Here is a 19,596-nt window from a genome sequence, read left to right as displayed (position 1 = left end):
CGCTTTTCAAGCCTTATCTGAACAGCGCCCTCCCGGGAGCCGGTAATCTGAAACCACAGCAAGCAAATGGGCGAGATCCAAACTATATGTGAGAACCACAAGTAATGGTAGTGCCATCCGGAGAGACGGTCGTCGAGGTCGTGACGATTATCTTCGTACTCTCGACGATGTTTTCGATGGGAGTAAAGCTGTCCCTCAGCCAGCTCGTCAACGCGCTCCGGAAGTGGCGGCTGCTGACGAAATCCTTGGTAGTGAACCTCGTCGTGGTGCCGCTAATCGCCTATCTCCTCGTTCGGACGGTCTCGGTAGAGACTGGGTTCGCAGCCGGGATCGTGCTGCTTGCGGTCTCACCTGGCGCACCGTTCGGCCCGAAACTTGCAGAGGTCTCCGACAGCGATGTAGCGTTCGCGAGCGGCCTTATGGCGATCCTCTGTATGCTCTCGGTCGTGACGATTCCCGTCTCCCTGTTGCTGTTGCTCCCTGGCGATGTCGCCGTCGATCCCCTCGCCATCGGACGGATGGTTCTGGGCATTCAGCTGGTTCCGCTACTGCTCGGGCTCGGACTGTCGTTCGCCCTCACAAGGTTCGTAGACCGCCTACACACCCTTATTCAGCGGCTCTCTGACTACACGTTCGTCGGGCTGATTGTGTTGCTGGTGGTTGTCTATAGCGACAGTATGGTGTCTCTCGTCGGGACGGGAACACTCGGGCTCTCGACCGTCGCCGTGGGCGCGTCATTGGTGCTGGGGTACGCCCTCGGTGGGCCAGCACGAGAGACCCGAGAGGTGCTGGCGACGACGACTGCCGCCCGAAACGCGGCGATCGCGCTGTTCATCGCGACGACCGGGTTTTCGGACCCAAACGTCCTTACCACCGTCCTCGCGTTCTCGTTCATCGGCATCGTCGGGTCCGGACTGATCGCAAGTGTGTGGCGACGACAGCCGGTCGGGTCAGCCACGTCCCGCGGCTAACGGCCACCCCAGCGCTCCGATCGAGGCTCCTCCCGACGCTGGTTCAGCCTTGGAGAACTTCGATTAGTGCTTCTCCCGTCCGATTGATCCAGTCGGGTCGATCTCGGATGACCTCCGAATCGGCCGATTTTCACTCGGCCAGGTAGAACGCTGACCCGCTGGTGTCGAGCCCGCAGTATCGGTCGACGACATACGCGACAGCTTCGGCCCCGACCTCGCGTTTCGACCGCTCGGTGTCGTCATCGACATCGAAGTGGAGCAAGGCGTGCGCATACTCGTAACTGATCGATGTCGCTGGGCGTGTCGCTCTCGAGATGATGTGCCTACTCAACGATCACTGGAACGCGGGATCGGTGCCTCCGCCAAGTGATCAGCGGCATATTTTTACGGACTACCGGCATCGGTTGCGACGTGGGACGCTACCATCCAGGGAAACACGACTCATTCATCAAGTGTGATACGCCTCGATGTGGGGCAAACAATGCCCCAGAAGGGTCCGCAGAATACGAAACTGACTGTTGGCGGTGCGGGGAGCCCCTCGGCGGGAAACCCGAGCCCGGGGAAGAGGTCACCGTCGATATCGTCGATGAGAAATCCGACGGAACGCTCGTCTGCAAAACCGAGAGCGGATTCGTCCTCTTTCTCGAGGAAGACATTGCAGCGATCGAGGCCACGGTTCGAGTTACTACCGTCGACGAGACGTACGGAGAAGCGGAACTCATCGAAACAGGATCGTAGCGCATCCGGGATTCATCTGGTCGGCAAGTCGTGAAGTGCTCACTACGTTCGCAGACGCCCGTCGTGGTACCGCCTCCGTCTGTACTTGTACAACGGGTTCTGTCCCGATAGTAGCTGAAAGTCACTGTACACCCGATCATACGATGGGAACGCGGTTCTCGCTCACTGCGTTCGCTCCGAACCGCGGACTGTGCGGTCGGTGTGACTCGTTTCAGTTGTTACTGTCGCACTTCTAAAGCGGGTGACAGTACAAACAAAACGGTTTAGCGACGGACGAAGACGCGTTACTCGAGCAGGCCGAGCTCCTCGAGGCGGGTAACGATCACATCGACGGCCTGACTGGCGTCTTCCACCTTCTTCCCGCCGGTGATAACCAGTTTCCCGGAACCGAAGAGGAGGGCAACGACTTTCGGCTCATCGAGGCGATACACGAGTCCGGGGAACTGCTCCGGTTCGTATTCGATATTCTCGAGGCCGAGCCCGATGGCGATCGCGTTCAGATTGAGGTTGCGGCCGAGATCAGCGCTGCTGACGATGTTCTGGACGATGATCTCGGGGTCCTCTTCGACCTGGATCTGGAGTTCGCGAAGTTCGTCGAAGACGATGTTGAGACTCTCGTGGACGGCGTCAGTGCTTTTCGCGCCTGTACAGACGATCTTCCCTGAACGGAAGATCAGTGCGGCGGACTTGGGATTCTGGGTGCGGTAGACGAGACCGGGGAACTGTTCGGGGTCGTAGTCGGCCCCCTCGAGGTCCATTGCGACGCTCTGGAGATCGAGTTCCTGCCCGATGCCGGTCGACGCGACTACGTTTTCGATGTTGATGGATTCCTTCGGGTCAGCCATAAGACGTTCAAAAATATGTATTTAAAGCTTATAAACCTGCGTATAGCTCTGGTCGGATTGGCATCCGCCTCGGAGTGAACGCGGAGGAATCCCACGGCATCGCATCGTTGGATTGGGAGAGTACGGTTTACAGTCTCCCACTTGTTCCTGCGGTTGGAATCCGTGGGACACGTCGTGAAGGTGGACTTCAGGCAGGTCATTACGATGGATGTACTGTCGCGGAGTTCAATCCCAAACAGTACGGAGTCGAGTCTCGTGTGTGCTATTTCACGAATTCGGAAGGTAAAGACACGGAGACAGTTCGAGACGTCCGTGACGAAGTCCAAATACGCGTCGAAGCATCGTTCAACGAAATCGAAGAGATAGTAGCTGACCAGACGAGTTCCAGGTCACTTCGCCAGCGAATGTCTGACGCGATTTCTGAGGCTTTTCGTTCAAAAGTTAAACCCAAGTAATCAATAGATTGCTCCTGCAGCCGGGGGGATAGTCGCTGCTGACGGGTAGCCGAAGGATACCAATATCTGGCCTTGCTGAAATCCACAATCAGTGATAGGTGTCAGCGATCATGGAGACCACAAAGCGCGTATGCATCTCCGAGATTACGAACGACCACACAGCATTATCCCGCTTGCTTCCCTAAGAAAAGGGGATGGCAGACACGGAAAACGGACGAGAGAAGCAAGCAGACGACGAGAACCGACGCGAGGACGGAGTTCCGGACTCGCTGCCCGAATGCCACCGTCGCGACTGCACCGAGAGGGCGATATTTGTTGTCCTCGAACGATATCAGGAAGAAACCGGGCATGGTGCCGTTGAGGCAGAGGCCGTTCTCTGTCAAGAGCATGCCGCCGAAGAGAGTCCCGCGAATCTTGATGGCAGTTACGCGGATTACGTGTTTCGTGTCGAACCTCTCCAAGAGACGCTGGAGATGGACACAGCATGATCAAACGGATGTAGTTCGATTCTGGCCACGGTGACGCCGTCAATTACTAAGCAGTTTCAGACAGTAGATTTACGCGCTTCACGCCGTCGGGTTCGATACGATGACACTGGTCGACAGGGCTTGAAACCGACTCTTGAGTGGCGATGAAAATCACCAATCAACGGGAATTTGACCCACGACTACTATAGCCTCTCCTCCGAAACTGTGCTACCACACTGCCCCAGAACTATATAATATAATTTATAAATTGGTATCGACATCGTTCCGTGAGTTCAGGATATATCAATCATCTAGTCGCGCCTGCTTCGTAGATTCGCCCATTCGAACTCACAGAGCGAACTCTATTGTCGGCCGGTCAACTGCCTCGGAACTTCAGATTGAGGCGATGCACCTCCTATTCTTTCCACAACGTACACCCTTTCTACTATCCAAAATACCTAGGCTATTGCACCTATTCATCCTATTGTATTCGTTTCATCAAGGCTGTCAACACACCCTATTGAACCTAAGGGACCTATTCTTCACAGAAAGAGGTTGAGAGCCCCATTTTGCAAACCATTATCGCTCGAGATTCAGCAATCACTACGAGGACGGAGAAACCGTTCACAGATCAGCGCCGAATCGATGAGGAATACGGCCCACCGAACTCACTGACTCCCCGACTGTCGTCGTTCCTCGAGAACGAGTTCGGCGATCCGTTCTGGCTGCTCGTTTGCGAGGCGGAGGACCGCATCGTGAATTTCGCGTGTCTCTTCGTCGAGCAGTCCGGCCTCGGCAAGTGTCGGAACGATCGTCATCCGAATCTCGTTTTCGAATTGGTTCACCGTCTCGGTGCGTGCGTAGAACGGCTTCTGTTTCACTTCACTGTACTCGAACGCCGGTCCCGTTTCTGCAGGCGATAGCGGTTCATCCGAGGTCGCGTCGGAGCTCTCTCCCTCCACGGACGTTTCTGAAGCAGACTCCTCGTGTATACTCGAGGCGGAGGACTCCGCTACCGACGGTTGTTTGTCAGTTCGGTTCGAGTCAGTTCGTGACTCGGAGTCGTTCGAATCTTCCGACTCGGACGTGTCCGTCTCGTCGTCTTTGAGATCGTCGAACGGGTTACTCATCGTTCAACCCCTCCGACGGCAACTATTTCGGCAAGTTCCTCGTAAAAGTCGATCTGATCGTTATCGGGGTCGTAATCCTGCAACGGTTGATTCTGCTGCAGTGATCGCGACAGCGCCGATCGGTGACGGATACCGGGTTTTGGCGGAGCCATCTCGCCGGCGTCGATCGCATCGAACTCGTCGGCCGTAATCCGAGCGAAGTTCGGGATCGCCTCCTGTAACGATTGTCCTGGATTTACCTCGTAGGTCGCAGTATTCAGGTTCTCGAGTAGTTCCCGATCTTCGGTCTGTTGGTCGATCCGATCGGACAGTTTGTTCGGAACGACAGCGAGGACGTCGACGTCGATGTACTCCCGGGCCGGTTCGATCAACCGTTCCATCGTTCGCTTGTAGCCACCGATCGCACTCGAGCCCGGTTCGATCGGGATCACGACGTTCCCCGTCGCAACGAGGGCGTTGTTATTGAGCATCCCCGGGTACGCCGGGCAGTCGAAAACGATGAAGTCGTACTCGTCACCGAGTAACGGATCGACGATCTTCGATTTGATCCGAGCCGAGCCCTGCATCGCGCCCGCAAGGTCCTTTTCGACATCCTCGAGTGTGTTCGAAGACGGAAGGAGGTCGAAGCCGTAATCGGTCGATCGAATCAAGTCATGCGGTGTCGCGTTGCCCTCGAGAATGACGTCACCGAGATTGATCTCACCATTGTATGCCGCTTCGAAACCGAGGCCGTTCGTTGCGTGACCGTTCGGATCGAGATCAGCGTAGAGGGTTCGTCCACGCTCTACAAGCTGGCGCGCGAGATTCATCGAAGTTGTTGATTTGCCGACGCCACCTTTCAAGATAACCACGCTTACGGCACGTGACTCGGTCGTTGTATCGGACATTGTTGGATGTACCTGCCATAGGCGAGCCAGAATAGGCCCCTATTGTTCTGATATCTCCTATTTCAGCTGGTGAAGAATGGATTCCACCCCATCATATTAATTCTACCTACTCGAGGTACAATAGGAGAGGTAACTACAATAGGTAGAATAGGACCAATAGGAAAGGTAGTTCAGGCACCTATTGTAGGAGCCAACACCGATTGTCGAGGCCAACTCAAGAGACAGTAGATAGAGTAGGCACGCCAGATAGGATAGTACCACCACTTACAAAAGACACGATAGACCCAATAGGTTCAATAGGTGGAATAGCCATAATAGATAGGATAGGCAAGATAGGTGTGATAGAACAAGTAGGTGAGGGAGGATAGGTACCTATTGTTGACTCGCCACCGATTATAGCTATTCCAGCTATCGAACGAACCGCAGTAGAGTCTCCTCAGATAGCCGATCGTATCCAACAAACATAGTTGACCCATTATATTGCGCATATCTACTGTACACATTGCGACTATTGAACCACCACCACCTATCGAGCAGATTGAGCCTATTGTAGCTACCCACCTATTGTATCTCCAATAGCCAGCCAGTCGTGACGGATCACCGGTGGCATCGTCCCGGCCGAAGTCGGCACCGCTAGACCTTCCGAACGACGATTCGAACAGCTCCGTCCATCAGAACTCGGTAGACGCACATCCACGCCAGCTGAGCCTCGATATCACGCTACTCGAGGGAAACCGTCGGAACACTCCCACCAGCGAATCGGGATTCGTCGAACGCCGCGAAAGCGTCACTGATGGTCTGGATACGTCCCACAGGTCAGGGGAAACAGTACTGGATATCGTTGTTCTCCGAGGAGCAACTGGAGTACGCTTTCAGGACAGATCCATTCGCTCAGGCGTCGTGATTTGTCGCTTACTCTCCTCATCCCTTTGATGACAAATCTCGGAATCAGTCGCTAGCTGACCATGAAAGTCTGAGAGTGGTAAGAAAGCAACAGTTCTCATTCAATCGTAAAAGCAGTTCCCCAGTCCTGTCTGCCTCGTGGCAGGAGACCTTCATCGACGAAGCGCTCGATAAGTTGGGCACGAATTTGACCGTAATCCAGTATATCACGAGGTTCGATGTACCCGTTCTCTTCGAGAGAATACTCCAGTTCGTTCGCACTCTCCCTGCGGAAGCGATTCATTTCGCCATTGTATAGGGCCTCAACAATCTGCCTGCCATCCCCACTGCCTGACGCAGCAAGTTCATTCAGACCACTAATGAAAAGTACTATTTACAGCACCGGAAGCCTCGAGAACCTCCCCGATCCACAGGCTTGTCACGATCCACTCTCCAGGAATCGACGAACTCATTCAGCGCTGCAGCGTTCTCCCTAGTACCGGTAATTGGGTGGAATCGACTGCGAGGAGGTCTTCGTTGCCCTCACCAGAGCAGGGTGTTCGACTATCCCCAGTGTCCAATCCGACCGGGGAACTTCGGAGTAACCGATTCGATAAATTCCGGAACGCTATATATTCCGAGCCTCCCTGAAGTTGAGACTACAGTGGGCTTAGCGGGGTTGTGATGCGTGGTTTCAGCCGAATCGATGAGCGGAACCTGCTTCAGATCCCTCTCCAATCGGGTATTCTTGTTGAACTGGAAACTAATTCGGAGCATTTCCGAGACCTCGGATAGTGTAGCCACTCAGACGTCGTGCTAACCCAGACTGAGAGCTTTCTACCCGATTCCAGTCTCCTTCTTCAGCAGCGTCAGCGTATTGTCGGCTGTCACGATCGGCGAGTGCTCGTACTCCCCGGTCAATTCAACCTGGACGAGCAGATCGACTGCCCGCCAAATCGAGTACAACAGACACGCGAACGCGAAGTAGAAGAACCTGAGCCCGAAATCCTTCGACGTCGTCGCCGCCATGAATCGCTTTATCGACTTGTAGCCACTCTCGATTTCCCACCGGTAGCCATACTCCGTGAGGTGCCCAGTCCCTCTATTCGTCATGAACACCGAATACTGTCGATGGTCGTCGTGCTCTGAGTTCTTTTTCCGGCGATAGATCAGCGTCGTCTCGTGCCACTCGTTCTTTCCGAGATGCAATTTCCGGTCAGTTTCGTAACGGTCCTTTCCCCGTTTGAGGAGGCGCTTGGCCTGCGCTTTTTCGCTGGTCTGCATTCGTTTGGGGACGACATACGACAAGCCACGCTGGCTGAGCATCTCCAGGACGTGTTGGCTGTCAAACTCACGGTCCATCAGCACGTTATCAACGTGAACCATTTCCTCGGCTGAATTCAAGAGGTCCTCAACGATTTCCAAGCGAGGCTCACCCTTCCGAACCGGCCGTGCGTCCAGCACAATCGGCACTGCATTCCCTACTAACTGGACGGTGGCCCACTGATAGGCGTACTCATCGGTCTTCTCCTTCGTCCCGATGATCTCGTCTTCGTGGCCCGTTCGATCACCGGTGAAGGGGTCGGCTTCGGTAATGTCGATTGCAACAATCCCAGCTCGGAAGAACTGCTCTGTCTCCGCAACTTCGTTCAGAAGCCTTCCGATGGCCTGTCGATACATCTCGCGGATCTTCACGATGGAGAGGTCACGAACTTGCTCGCGATGGGCGTGACCCAATGGTGTCCGCTCTCGAGTCGACTCGTAGGTGAAGCTACGAGCGCCCTCGTTGGCCGCGAGGCGCTCACGAAGTCCGAGATACGTCTGCAGGTCCCAGTAGGCGTTCTCGTGGATCTCACAGCCGTCTCCACGATCCAGCGAAAATGCCGGGAAAACGATACGGCTGACGTGGTCGGTGATCTTCTCTGCCTGCTCCAACGTAGTTTGATCGTCCGGGTCTGACTCATCAGACTCGTTCCCGTGGTCTCGGGGCGTTCGTGTCGGTTCACGCGGAACCGCGACACCCGCATCCTGAGCTTTGATGAGGATCGTTCGAGCCGCCGTCTCGACTGTCTCGCGAAGGTCAGCTGCGAACCGCTTGTGCCAGCTGCGCCAGAGCGTCGATTGGTCTGGAACTGTCTCCAGACCCAGTTGCGCACGGAGTTCTGGGCGTTGGGTGAGGTACGTGACGAGTGCCGTCTCGTGGGTCCAGCCGTGAATTTCCTTGAGCAGGAATGCGCGGAGGAGCTGCGCCATCTCGTATCGTGTTGCTCTCGAATACCGGTCGTGAGGGTGAAACTCGACATACGTCAATGGGTAGTGAGCAACAAACTCGGCGACGGAGTCGTGGGCCTCGTGGTCAAACCAGGTGGCTGCAACGGTTCGGATGTCTTCTTCGAGGCCAGCGAGTGAATTCCGATCGTACAACGGCGTCGAGTCGTAGACAGGCCACTCGCTATAGGAGGTTGTCGCAATAGTCCGGAAGACGGCTCGTCGTGAAGCCTGTGTCGGTGGCACCAGTGGTAGTGAAAATGTGTCTACCTCAAGAACATCCAGGATCTGCTGGCGCTGTCACCCCTGTAAGGGCGTTTCCCAATAGATCGCCCGTTGGGGAGCGTTCGGACAGGTTCTCCGTCTCCGCTCTGTTGGTAACCTACATCTCCCGCTCTGGACTCTTTTCAAACACCACTGAGAGGAGTTTCTGAGTCGCCTTGCGATGGTGAGCGTGGAACGTAGCGGACGAGACGCCTAGGGCTTCAGCGATCTCCTCTGCAGTGTTCTCTCGGGGCCATTCGAAATAGCCCCGAAAGTACGCCTCCTCCAATGCCCGACGTTGCTTGGTCGTGAGATGTTCGCCCACCCATCCTCTGAGTTCAATGACGGGGTGACGCGTATCCTCAACCAACTGTTTACTCACGAGTTCGATTTCTGGATTGACCGATTCTAACCTGTCAAGGATCTCAATTGGATCTCTCTCTGCACCGATCCGAACTGATATGTATGCGGTTCCGTCTGACGCTGAAGCTCTCTCGATAGGAATCCCGGATTCAATGAGCGGTTGCAACGGTGACCCTTGCAAGACAATCTCAAATGTCCCACCCGACTCCCTCTCGTCGATCACCTCGAAGCTTCGAACCGCAGCTCGCCGTTCCGCAAAAGCAGTTATCTCATCCGGGGGTGCATCCTCAACGGAAAAGAAACATCGTAGGTTGTCGTTAGGAGCAGGGGAAATACCATCGAGATGGCACTCGCAATCGAACGTATCAGAGATGTCTGCAGCGATCGCACCCTTCTGTATCCGGAATCTGAGTTCGATCATTTTCGCCCCTTGCAGTAATTGGATGTTCTCGACGGCATTCACCGCAAATTCAACGATACTCCCTAACGCTTCGAAAGCCATCCGTTCCCGACCGATGAACGCATTCTTTCGATGGGTTGCGGTCATTAATACTCCAAAAGACATATCATCGATTGTGAGCGGAACGAGAATCAGGGATTCATATCCATGGCGGATGAGCCGATCTCGAAATTGATCGGGCAGTCGCGGATCCGTCGCCGGACTACTGATCACTTGGATGCGTTCAGTATCGAACGCCTCGCTCAGAAGTGACGCTCCGCCCCTGTCCATGTCACGAGGCGTGATGGACTCTCGGAGATCGGGGTCCACTCCTGCGGTATAGATGTCTCCCAGTTGTTCTTCGCGAGACCCTTTGTATCCCATCCAGGCAGCATCATAGAAGTTTGATTGAATGAGCTCATCACACACGACCTGATTAATCTCAGCTCTCGTCGTGCTTGATGGGAGTGATTGCATGATCTCGTGGAGTAATGACTGGATTTGACTAACCGTCTTGAGCTCGTTTCGTTGGCGTTTGATCTGTTTTTGCTGCTCAATCCGGGGGGTGATGTCCCGGAGCACTCCAAGCAACAGCGCGTTTTCCTCCTCCCGGGACACTCGTTTGACCCGATACTCGGCAGTGATCGGGTCGGATTGTGGCGTGAGTTGAATTTCGAAGTGCTCCGAATCGGCGTCACCATTCAGCACTGTTCTACAGGCGGCAATTGCTCGGTCGTAATTGTCCTCATCGACGAGCCCAATCTCGCGGAAAACCGACGCGTGGCTCCCAACCAACTCCTCTTGTTCAGCACCGGCTAATGATTCAATCCGTCTATTCACTAACGCCAGTTCCAAATCGTTTGTCAGGGCAAATATCCCATCGGGTGACTGCTCTACTGCGGTTTTATACAGGGACTTGTGCTCGGTCCTATCCCGGGAATCCGAATCGGCCATAGATAATCGCTCTCAACGGAAGGTTATGTATTTAGTGACAGATTAAATAACTACCAAATGGATAGCGTAAGGTTATATCAATTAGGGGAATGAAAGGGTACCTGTGACTCCTCCTTCGGATCCCGAACTACTATCAGACGCTATCAACACACTGGATGACCTGTTCTACGTATTTACTCCCGACGGTGAGTACGTAGAGTGGAACGATCGGTTCACGAGCGTCACAGGATACGCCAACGACGAGATCGCGAACCTTGATCCCGCCGGTCTCGTTCCCGACAAAGAGCGTGAGGACGTGCGCACGGCTATCGAGACGATCACCGACGATCGGACGGCCGTCACACTGGACACAGTCCTCGAAACCAAGACTGGGGACCGAATCCCATACGAGTTCCAGTGGACTCCCGTTGAAACCGAGGATGGAAGTCTCAAAGCGATTGCCAGTATCGGTCGGGACATCACCGAGCGCTACCGAAACCCGGAACGTCAGCCGGCTAGGGCCGATGAGTCTCAGAACCTGTCAGCCCCCATCGTCGAGATCTGGGACGGAATCCTGCTCTCACCGATCATCGGCAGGTTGGACTCCACACAAGCCGAACAGTTTACTGAAGAGCTCTTACAACTGATTGACGAGACAGGAGCTTCAGTCGCCATTATTGATATTACCGGCACGGAAGCGATCGATACCCAGACGGCCCAACATCTCATCGATACGATCCACGCGGTCAAACTGATGGGTGGTCAAACCATCATCACGGGCCTCAATCCGGATATCTCCCAGACTCTCGTCCAGCTCGGAATCGGATTCGATGTCGAAACCCGCTCGTCGCTCCAGGACGGACTCAAGACAGCGCTCGAAATTAAGGAGGTGTCGTTCGACTGATGTCGACGACCAGTGGCAATGTCGTTCGCATTCACGACATCCTGTTGGGAACGTTCCCCGACAATCCGACCGATCAAGCTGTCGACGAGTTGCAAGAGGACATTCTGGAAGAGATGGAAACAGCACAGCCAGACGGGGTTATCCTTGACCTGTCTGGCGTCGGGTTGATGGATTCGTTTTTTGCCCGGCATATCTCGGAGACTGCCCAGATGATTGATCTTATGGGCGGACGGACGGTTGTCGCAGGTATACGCCCGGAAGTCGCAATCACGGCTGTCGAACTCGGCTACGATTTGGACGGCATCGAGACGGCACGGTCGACCGATACCGCATTCGAGTTATTGGGGGTGAACTTGGACTCGCAATGACGGGTATCTCTGGCCGAGTTGAGATTGACTCGGAAGCTGACATCCTCCAGGCTCGTCAGCAGGCTCGAGACGTCGCCGAGGATCTCGGCCTCGGGACCACGGACGTTACCCGGATTGTTACGGCTGTCTCCGAGCTCGCCCGGAATATTCATTTATATGCTGGAGAGGGAGTCATGGATTGGGAGCAGATCGAAGAGAACGGTCGAACCGGTCTTGCGTTCGTGTTCGAGGACGAAGGGCCGGGGATTGCCGATTCGGCCGCAGCTCTTGAGGGGGAGTTTTCGACCTCGGACGGTATGGGCCGTGGATTGTCCGGGACACAGACGCTTATGGACGACATGGAAATCGACACCGAACAGGGTGAGGGCACCACCATCACTATCAAAAAGTGGCAATGATGACCGGATCAATCTCTACCGATGAGTGAGTTGACCGATTTCGTTGTCACTGATGCAGCCACCGTTGACGTTACCGAAACAGCCGATTTTGCCACAGCACGACAATCATCCGAACGGTTGGCGGCTAAAATCGGGTTCGAGACCGACGATCGTGCTGATCTCGGGGACGTGGCGGCGGAACTGGCTGCGAACCTCCATAAACACGCTGGTGGTGGAACGCTCTATATAAAACGACTCTCGGCCGATTCACGGACGGGGATCCGGCTAGAGGCACATCCTACCGCTCCCGAAATCCAGGATATCGAAGCCACGTTCACGACGGAGTCTGCGACTACTGACTCGCTCGGGCTTGACCTCTCAACGGTCAACCAGATCATGGACGAACTCACCGTCACGACACCCGAAGGCACAGATACTGGGACACGACTGGTGACAGATCGATGGCTGACTCCCGAACACAGGGCGACGAACCCAATTCCAGCCTCGATTGGAGCCGCGTCGAGAGGAATCTCCAGCGACCTGCCAAACGGTGACGCATTTGTGTTCAAGACGTGGAACGACACGACCCTCGTCGGCGTTATCGACGGTCTCGGGCATGGCCCTCAGGCACACGAAGCATCGACCACGGCACGTGACTACGTCGAGTCACACGCTGAGCAGTCACTTGATTCGATCTTTCGGGGGACAGACCGCGCCTGTAATGGGACTCGCGGTGTTGTGATGGCGCTCGCGAAATTCGACTGGACTGAGGAAACGCTCACGTTTGCCAACGTGGGGAATATCAACGTGACAGTAGCTGGTCCGGAGTGGACGGGATTTGTCGTACGACGGGGCGTCATCGGCGGCAACTTCCCAGAGCCCGCTGTGGTCACTCGGGAGTGGCGTCCGTCGTATACGATGATTTTGTACTCTGACGGCGTTTCGACCCGGTGGGAGTGGGACGGAATACGGGGGAATGCAGAGGATTCGGCTGGCGCGATAGCAAACCGGTTGCTCAAACAATACGGCAAATCAGACGACGATGCCACAGCGCTCGTGGTCACCGACAGCAATTCACCGCATCACTGAGAAAGATGACTGACGAAACCATACCGGAGGACCTGTCCGATGACTACTGAGAGAAACTCGGCAAACGAAACGCCACCGACCCAGCAGGTCTACGAGGTGATAGACGACGCCGAGTTGTCGTTGGAAGAGAAACAACGGCGCGTCCTCGCAATAGGCAGAGAGTATCTTGGAGTCACAAACGGGCACATCCAGCGCCATCCCAGCGACAGTACGACGGATGAGATACTCGTCAGCGTTGGCAAGGATCCCGAGTTGCTCCCCGAAGGAACGACGCTCGATCGCAGCAAAACCTACTGTCGCCATACGGTACAGGAGCCATCGCCCGTTGCGATTTCGAATGCCCCAGAGCAGGGATGGCAAAACGATCCGGCCTACAAAGAACACAACATCGACTGTTATCTCGGAACCACGATGTTCGTGCGGGGAGAGGTCTACGGGACAGTCTGTTTTATCCAACGAACTCCCCGGGAAGACGGGTTTACCACCGAGGAGAAGATGTTCATCGAACTGGTCGCACGCCTCCTCGGCCGCGAAATCGAAGCCACGCAATTGGACCAACGGACCGAGGAGAAGGAGGCCCTGCAAGCAGAACTGGAGAAAACCACCAGGGGCACGCTGCAACTCGCGTCGGAACTGGAGGAACGCTATCAACAGCTCTTCGAAACCGCCGTCGAAGGGATCTACACGACTACGGACACACTCGACGAGTATGCCATGGCGAATCCGGCGTTTGCGGAGCTACTCGGGTACGAAAGTGGCGAGGAGCTGTGCGCGGCAGTAGACAGTATCGAAGACGAGGTATTTGTCGATCCAGACGCGTATGCGACGTATTCTGAAACCCTCACGTCGGTCGGCGAGCTCGATAAGTTCGAATATCGCGTCCGAACTGCCGATGGAGAGATCCGATGGGTGTCTGACAGTGTGACGGCCCTCACTGACGACGAGGGGCGCATCGAGGGCTACAGAGGTGGCGTCGTCGACATAACCGACCAGAAGAAACGAGAACAGAATCTCGTCCGCCAACAGCAGCTCAACACAGTTCTGTTGAGAGTTTTCCGACACAACATTCGCAACGAGTTCACCGTTATCCGTGGCTACACGGACATGATGGTCGACCAACTCGAAGACGATTCGATCGATGGAAGCGCGGTCATCTCCGCTATCGACAGAGTCCTGGCGCTCGCCGAGAAATCGACTGAACTCGATGCCTTCCTCATAGAAGATATCGAAGTCCAATCGTTCGACATGATGACGTTGATCCGTGAAGTGAATGCGGATATCGAAGGCGAGTATCCCGAGGCCTCAATCGAAGTCACTGGACCAGATGAGGTGCCAATATCGGGATATCAGAACCTCAAAGCGGCGCTCCTCGAGTTGATCGAAAACGCGTGCAAGCACCCAGAAACCCCCACGGTGACCGTCTCCGCTGAAGTCGACCATGAAACGATCGAGTTAGAGGTATCCGACGACGGTCCGGGACTCCCCGAGCAGGAATATCGGGTCCTCGAAACTGGAACTGAAGAGCCGCTGGTCCACGGCCAAGGCCTCGGTCTCTGGATGGTCTATTGGGTCGTCACCGGCCACGGCGGCGACATCGAAACGACTGCCTCCGACGAAGGTACGACAATCACGATAACGCTCCCGCAGTCCACAGCGGGGCCGGAGAGCGACGATACCAACGAGATAGTGCCGGTCAGACAGCAGTCTGGAGATCTATTCCAGCGTATCTTCGAGGAAACAGCCGATACGCTGGTGATTGTCGACGACGACGGGCAGACTCTCCGAGCGAATGAAAGTGCCACCAACCTCATTGGTCTGCCAAAGGAAGAGGTACTGGGTCGTTCGTTCGACGACTTTACCGTCGATAGTTTTGATTTCCGTGAACTTTCGAGAGATGATCGAGATTCTGGACTACAACGCGAGACTGCAACGTTGGTTCGGCCGGATGGTTCAGAACGAATCGTCGAGTGCTCGGTGACCAACGATATTGTCCCTGGCATGCATCTCATCGTCTGTCGAGATATCACCGAGCGCAAGGAGCGCGAACTTGAGCTCCAGCGCATCCAGAAGGCGGTCGATGCCTCGGGACACGCAATCTTCATCACCGATCCCGACGGGAGATTCGAGTACGTCAACCCGACATTTGAGGAGATGACTGGATTTACCCGGGCAGAGGTCATGGGGAAGACGCCACGCGTGTTGGACTCCGGAGAAATGTCCGAGGACTATTTTGAGGACATGTGGAATACCATTCTCGCGGGCGAGGTGTGGGAAGGAGAGATCATCAACCGTCGCAAGAACGGAGAGACGTACACGGCGAGGCAGACAGTCGCACCTGTTATCGACAACGACGAAATTCATGCATTCGTCGCAGTTCAAACAGATATCACGGAACAAAAAGAACGAGAAGAGATACTCAAGCAGCGAAAGCAGGCGATTGACAAAGCTCCGATCGGTATCACAATCGCTGACCCGGACCTGGAGGATAACCCCCTGATTTACGCCAACGATGCGTTCGTTGATCTGACCGGGTATTCACGGGAGGAAACCATTGGGCGAAACTGTCGATTCTTGCAGGGCGAGGATACCGATCCGGACCGAGTCGCCAGGATTCGGCACGCAATCGAGGCAGAGGAACCGATATCGATCGACATCCGCAATTATCGCAAGGACGGGACGGAGTTCTGGAACAAGCTCGAGCTCGCTCCCGTGCGGAACGATGCCGGTGAGGTGGTCAACTACATCGGCTTCCAACAGGACGTGACCGAAGGCAGAGAGCGCAAACGGGAGTTGGAAATCGCGGAGACCGTGTTCCAGAACACCCAGGATGCACTCGTTCTCGTAGACGTTGTCGATGAGCAGGAGTATCGCCTCAATCGCGTCAACGAAGCGTTCGAAGCGCTCACTCCATATACCACACCCAATATAACTGGAATGACTCCCCGGGAAATGCTGGGTGACGAGGTCGGGGGCGAGCTACGTTCGCAGTTCCGCGAGTGTGTGACGACTCAGAAACCGGTTGAATTCGAGCAAGTGGTTCCAGGAGATGAGGGGTCGAGAATCTGGAAGGTACAACTGACACCTCTCATTCAGGACGGCGAAGTCACACAGCTGGTTCTAGCGATGCGAAATATCACCGATCGTAAAGAACGCGAACAGGAACTCAGGCAAGCTGAACGACGCCTCTCGGTAGCTCTCGACGCGGCAGATGCAGGCGTCTGGGAATGGGACATAGAATCGGAAGAAATCGTCTGGGACGAGACGATGGAACGCATCCTCGGGCTCGAACCAGGCGCATTCGAGGGAACGTTCGATGCGTTCTTTGACCGGATTCATCCCGATGACACGGCGAAACTCGAAGCAAACATCGAGGCGGCTATCGAGGAAGGCGAGACGGCCCAGTGGGAAATCCGGATCGCACACGAAGACGGCGGGTTCCGGTGGATCGACACACGCGTCCAAGTCGTTACAGAACAAGACGGAACAGCTACACGGATTATCGGTGCCGGGATCGACAGCACCGATCGCAAAGAGCAAGAACAGGAACTGGAACGGGCGGAGATGGTGTTCCAGAACACCCAGGATGCACTGTTTCTCATAGATGTTAGCGCTGACAAGGAGTTTCGTATCAGGCGTGTCAACGAGGGCTACGAAGACGCAACGGGACGTACCAGTGCCGAAGTCACAGGGAAGACTCCCCGAGAAGTGGTCGGTGACGAGGCCGGGGCCGATATTGAGTCGCGGTTCCGTGAGTGTGTGGAGCGCCAGGAAACGCTTCAATATGTAGAGGAAATCCCCGTTGATGGAGAATCGAGATTCTGGGAGACGAAGCTGAGCCCGATCATCGAGGATGGGTCTGTCACACAATTGGTCGGCGCGACGAGAGACATCACGGAGCGCAGGGAGCGCGAACGGGAACTCTCGATGTTGAAAGAGCGGTATGAAACGTTGCTTGGGGCGGCTCCGGATCCAGTGTTCGTTGCCGATGGTGAGACGGGCGAGATTATCGAGGCAAACGACGCTGCCGAAACCCTGCTCGGGATGTCAAGTGACGGAATTATCGGAATGCATCAGTCCGAGCTCCATCCCTCAGATCAGGCTGACCTCTATCAGCAACTCTTCGAGGAACACGTTCAAACGGGTGGAACCAGGCGGCGACTTCCTGATGGATCACCCATCCATATAGTTACCGACAACGGGGACCACGTCCCAGTCGAAATCAGTGTCGAGACGGTCTCGCTTCCGGACGGTCCCGTCACATACGGTATCTTCCGGGACATCTCCGAACGCGTCGCACGCGAAGAAGAAGTAGCAGAGAAAACCCGGCAACTGGAGGCAATCGTGCAGAACACCTCGGAAGCGATCTATATCAAAGACACAGAGGGGTACTATCAATTCATTAATGAAAGCGGCGCTGAGTTGTTCGGTCACACGCCCGAGGAGATTGTCGGTAGACACGACGAGGACCTGTTCGACTCGGAAAGCGCAGCCGAGATTCGAGCCGTTGACGAGCATATTATCGAGTCCGGCGAGGCTGTAACTGAGGAAACGGTTCGGCTCATCGATGGCGAGAAGCATGTCTTTCTCGATGACAAATACCCGTACCGTGACGAGGACGGAGAGATTATCGGAATCATGGGAATCAGCCGCGATATTACCGAGCGCAAACAGAACACACAGAAGCTCAAACGTCAGAAAAAGCGGTTGAACGATTTTGCCAGCGTCGTGTCTCACGACCTTCAGAACCCGCTGAACGTTGCCGAAGGCCGACTCCAACTGGCACGCGAAGAGTGTGAGAGTGAGCATCTTGATCCTATTGAGCAAGCACACGAGCGAATGAAAACACTCATCACTAATTTACTGACGCTCGCTCGGGCGGGACAGACCATCGATGACCTCGAAGTAGTCACTCTCGGTGCTCTCGGCGATGAGTGTTGGCAGAACGTGGAAACGAAGGACGGCAAAATTAGCATAACGACCGATCGAACCATTCGGGCAGATCGGTCTCGGCTCCGACAGTTACTGGAAAACCTCTTCCGAAACGCGGTCGAACACGGCGGCGAGGACGTGACTGTTACAATTGGGGACCTTGACTCTGATCGTGGCTTTTTCGTCGAAGACGACGGGTCCGGCCTTCCCGAAGGCGACCGTGATCAGCTTTTCGAGCCGGGATACACGACTGATCAAAGTACAGGTCTCGGCTTGAATATCGTGAAACAGATCGCCGGTGCCCACGGCTGGGCGGTAACTGCCTCGTCCGGTAGTGAGGGCGGGGCGCGATTCGAATTCACCGGTATCAAGTTCACTGACGAACCACGTTCTTCGTCAGAGACGGCCGACGACAAGCAGGATATCGACTCAGAGCAATCCAATGGTTAACGACGTATCGAGCAACGCGGGAGGGGTATTGATTGTCGAAGATAATCAGGGTCTCGCCGACCTGATGGCAGCATGGCTCCGGGATGAGTACCCTGTCGAGGTCGCGTATAATGGAGAGGAGGCACTCGAGATCGCTGATTCCACGATTGATGTCGTCCTCTTGGACCGGCGGATGCCTGGACTGTCTGGTGACGAGGTGCTCGAGCGCATCCGTGAGCGCGATCTGGGAACGCGTGTCGTGATGGTCTCGGCGGTGACACCTGATTTCGACGTTATCGGGATGGGATTCGATGACTACATCACCAAACCGGTCGAGGAAGCCGAGATCCGTGACGTGGTCGAGCGAATGCAAACCCGGGAGCGGTATGATGAGACGGTCGAAGACCTCTACCGATTGATTCAGACGAAGGCGGTTCTCGAAACTGAGATAGCGGAGTCGGAACGCCAGACGAATGACGAATACCGGCGACTCGTGGACCAGATCGCTGACCTCCAAGCACAGGCAGATGTCGATTCTGCCGGATTCGAAGACGATGATTTTGACGCCGCATTCCGTGACCTGTGAGCTTTACCCGTGTTTTGTATCGGTGCCTCCGGGAAGCCCTGATGGTGATGTTCATTCACGGTCCGGGATCGATCACTGATGCGCTGTCGAGCTTCTTCCGGAACGACGCGTAGCAGATTCTCAAAAAGTGGCAACACGAGAGCGGCTTGCGGTACCTGTCCCTGTCGAAGGCGCTGCGGAGTGGTCGGAACGCATACTTCCTATGATTCATTGAGCCTTCCAGAGTTGTGGGAACTCTTGTGAATAATTCACACGATAGAATAAAAATACTC

Annotated in this window: 14 protein-coding genes and 1 pseudogene; 9 read left to right on the top strand and 6 right to left on the bottom strand. The window is 55.2% G+C overall.

Annotated elements, in window-relative coordinates; translation table 11 throughout:
• Positions 1-104 precede the first annotated feature (104 nt).
• The gene (locus ACEWFR_RS11515) at positions 105-971 is read left to right on the top strand and encodes a bile acid:sodium symporter family protein (RefSeq protein ID WP_374061160.1); all 867 of its coding nucleotides are present in this window, start codon (positions 105-107) and stop codon (positions 969-971) included.
• A gap of 43 nt (positions 972-1,014) precedes the next feature.
• On the opposite strand, the pseudogene ACEWFR_RS11510 reads toward ACEWFR_RS11515, so the two are convergent.
• Positions 1,015-1,251: pseudogene (locus tag ACEWFR_RS11510) on the bottom strand (DUF955 domain-containing protein); the annotation flags it as partial.
• A 131-nt stretch (positions 1,252-1,382) separates the two neighbouring features.
• Between ACEWFR_RS11510 and ACEWFR_RS11505 the strand changes: the two are divergent.
• Positions 1,383-1,709 (top strand): TRAM domain-containing protein, encoded by a 327-nt coding sequence (locus ACEWFR_RS11505; RefSeq protein ID WP_374061159.1) that lies wholly within the window; start codon positions 1,383-1,385, stop codon positions 1,707-1,709.
• A 284-nt stretch (positions 1,710-1,993) separates the two neighbouring features.
• Here ACEWFR_RS11505 and ACEWFR_RS11500 read toward each other — a convergent pair whose 3' ends face one another.
• Positions 1,994-2,554: a TATA-box-binding protein gene (locus ACEWFR_RS11500; RefSeq protein WP_374059392.1), complete on the bottom strand. Its 561-nt coding sequence runs from the start codon at positions 2,552-2,554 to the stop codon at positions 1,994-1,996.
• Between the two features lie 649 nt (positions 2,555-3,203).
• On the opposite strand from ACEWFR_RS11500, the gene ACEWFR_RS11495 reads away from it, so the two are divergent.
• Complete coding sequence (locus ACEWFR_RS11495) at positions 3,204-3,497, top strand: hypothetical protein (protein WP_374061158.1); 294 nt, start codon at positions 3,204-3,206, stop codon at positions 3,495-3,497.
• Positions 3,498-4,144: 647 nt separating this feature from the next.
• Here the strand turns inward: ACEWFR_RS11495 and ACEWFR_RS11490 are convergent.
• The 4 genes from ACEWFR_RS11490 to ACEWFR_RS11475 all read right to left on the bottom strand — a co-directional run bounded on the left by ACEWFR_RS11490 (position 4,145) and on the right by ACEWFR_RS11475 (position 10,663).
• Complete coding sequence (locus tag ACEWFR_RS11490; protein WP_374061157.1) at positions 4,145-4,606, bottom strand: hypothetical protein; 462 nt, start codon at positions 4,604-4,606, stop codon at positions 4,145-4,147.
• Entirely contained in the window at positions 4,603-5,493 is an 891-nt protein-coding gene (locus tag ACEWFR_RS11485; RefSeq protein WP_374061156.1) for a ParA family protein, read from the bottom strand. The genes ACEWFR_RS11490 and ACEWFR_RS11485 overlap by 4 nt, the downstream gene beginning before the upstream one ends.
• A gap of 1,719 nt (positions 5,494-7,212) precedes the next feature.
• Positions 7,213-8,889: a transposase gene (locus ACEWFR_RS11480; RefSeq protein ID WP_374061155.1), complete on the bottom strand. Its 1,677-nt coding sequence runs from the start codon at positions 8,887-8,889 to the stop codon at positions 7,213-7,215.
• A 136-nt stretch (positions 8,890-9,025) separates the two neighbouring features.
• The gene (locus ACEWFR_RS11475; protein WP_374061154.1) at positions 9,026-10,663 is read right to left on the bottom strand and encodes a bacterio-opsin activator domain-containing protein; all 1,638 of its coding nucleotides are present in this window, start codon (positions 10,661-10,663) and stop codon (positions 9,026-9,028) included.
• A 103-nt stretch (positions 10,664-10,766) separates the two neighbouring features.
• Between ACEWFR_RS11475 and ACEWFR_RS11470 the strand changes: the two genes are divergently transcribed.
• The 6 genes from ACEWFR_RS11470 (at position 10,767) to ACEWFR_RS11445 (ending at position 19,324) form a co-directional block, all read left to right on the top strand.
• Positions 10,767-11,546 (top strand): PAS domain S-box protein, encoded by a 780-nt coding sequence (locus ACEWFR_RS11470; protein WP_374061153.1) that lies wholly within the window; start codon positions 10,767-10,769, stop codon positions 11,544-11,546.
• Positions 11,546-11,914 carry an STAS domain-containing protein gene (locus ACEWFR_RS11465; RefSeq protein WP_374061152.1) on the top strand — a complete coding sequence of 123 codons (369 nt, stop codon included), beginning with the start codon at positions 11,546-11,548 and terminating at the stop codon, positions 11,912-11,914. The genes ACEWFR_RS11470 and ACEWFR_RS11465 overlap by 1 nt, the downstream gene beginning before the upstream one ends.
• Complete coding sequence (locus tag ACEWFR_RS11460; RefSeq protein WP_374061151.1) at positions 11,911-12,312, top strand: anti-sigma regulatory factor; 402 nt, start codon at positions 11,911-11,913, stop codon at positions 12,310-12,312. The genes ACEWFR_RS11465 and ACEWFR_RS11460 overlap by 4 nt, the downstream gene beginning before the upstream one ends.
• 21 nt (positions 12,313-12,333) lie before the next feature.
• Entirely contained in the window at positions 12,334-13,380 is a 1,047-nt protein-coding gene (locus ACEWFR_RS11455; protein WP_374061150.1) for a SpoIIE family protein phosphatase, read from the top strand.
• Positions 13,381-13,476: 96 nt separating this feature from the next.
• A complete protein-coding gene (locus ACEWFR_RS11450; RefSeq protein ID WP_374061149.1) occupies positions 13,477-18,759 on the top strand; it encodes a PAS domain S-box protein in 5,283 nt (1,760 codons plus the stop codon).
• A 28-nt stretch (positions 18,760-18,787) separates the two neighbouring features.
• A complete protein-coding gene (locus tag ACEWFR_RS11445) occupies positions 18,788-19,324 on the top strand; it encodes a response regulator (protein ID WP_374061148.1) in 537 nt (178 codons plus the stop codon).
• Positions 19,325-19,596 lie beyond the last annotated feature (272 nt).

The sequence above is a fragment of the Natrinema sp. H-ect4 genome (assembly GCF_041894845.1).
In the GTDB taxonomy this organism is placed as follows: Archaea; Halobacteriota; Halobacteria; order Halobacteriales; family Natrialbaceae; genus Natrinema.
The sequence above is the reverse complement of the archived record's forward strand: the minus strand, read 5'-3'. Positions and strand labels throughout refer to the sequence as shown.

Coding starts and splice junctions, on each gene's coding strand:
- ACEWFR_RS11515 (WP_374061160.1), top strand. CDS start 105: ATGGTAGTGCCATCCGGAGAGACGGTCGTCGAGGTCGTGACGATTATC.
- ACEWFR_RS11500 (WP_374059392.1), bottom strand. CDS start 2,554: ATGGCTGACCCGAAGGAATCCATCAACATCGAAAACGTAGTCGCGTCG.
- ACEWFR_RS11495 (WP_374061158.1), top strand. CDS start 3,204: ATGGCAGACACGGAAAACGGACGAGAGAAGCAAGCAGACGACGAGAAC.
- ACEWFR_RS11490 (WP_374061157.1), bottom strand. CDS start 4,606: ATGAGTAACCCGTTCGACGATCTCAAAGACGACGAGACGGACACGTCC.
- ACEWFR_RS11485 (WP_374061156.1), bottom strand. CDS start 5,493: ATGTCCGATACAACGACCGAGTCACGTGCCGTAAGCGTGGTTATCTTG.
- ACEWFR_RS11475 (WP_374061154.1), bottom strand. CDS start 10,663: ATGGCCGATTCGGATTCCCGGGATAGGACCGAGCACAAGTCCCTGTAT.
- ACEWFR_RS11465 (WP_374061152.1), top strand. CDS start 11,546: ATGTCGACGACCAGTGGCAATGTCGTTCGCATTCACGACATCCTGTTG.
- ACEWFR_RS11460 (WP_374061151.1), top strand. CDS start 11,911: ATGACGGGTATCTCTGGCCGAGTTGAGATTGACTCGGAAGCTGACATC.
- ACEWFR_RS11455 (WP_374061150.1), top strand. CDS start 12,334: ATGAGTGAGTTGACCGATTTCGTTGTCACTGATGCAGCCACCGTTGAC.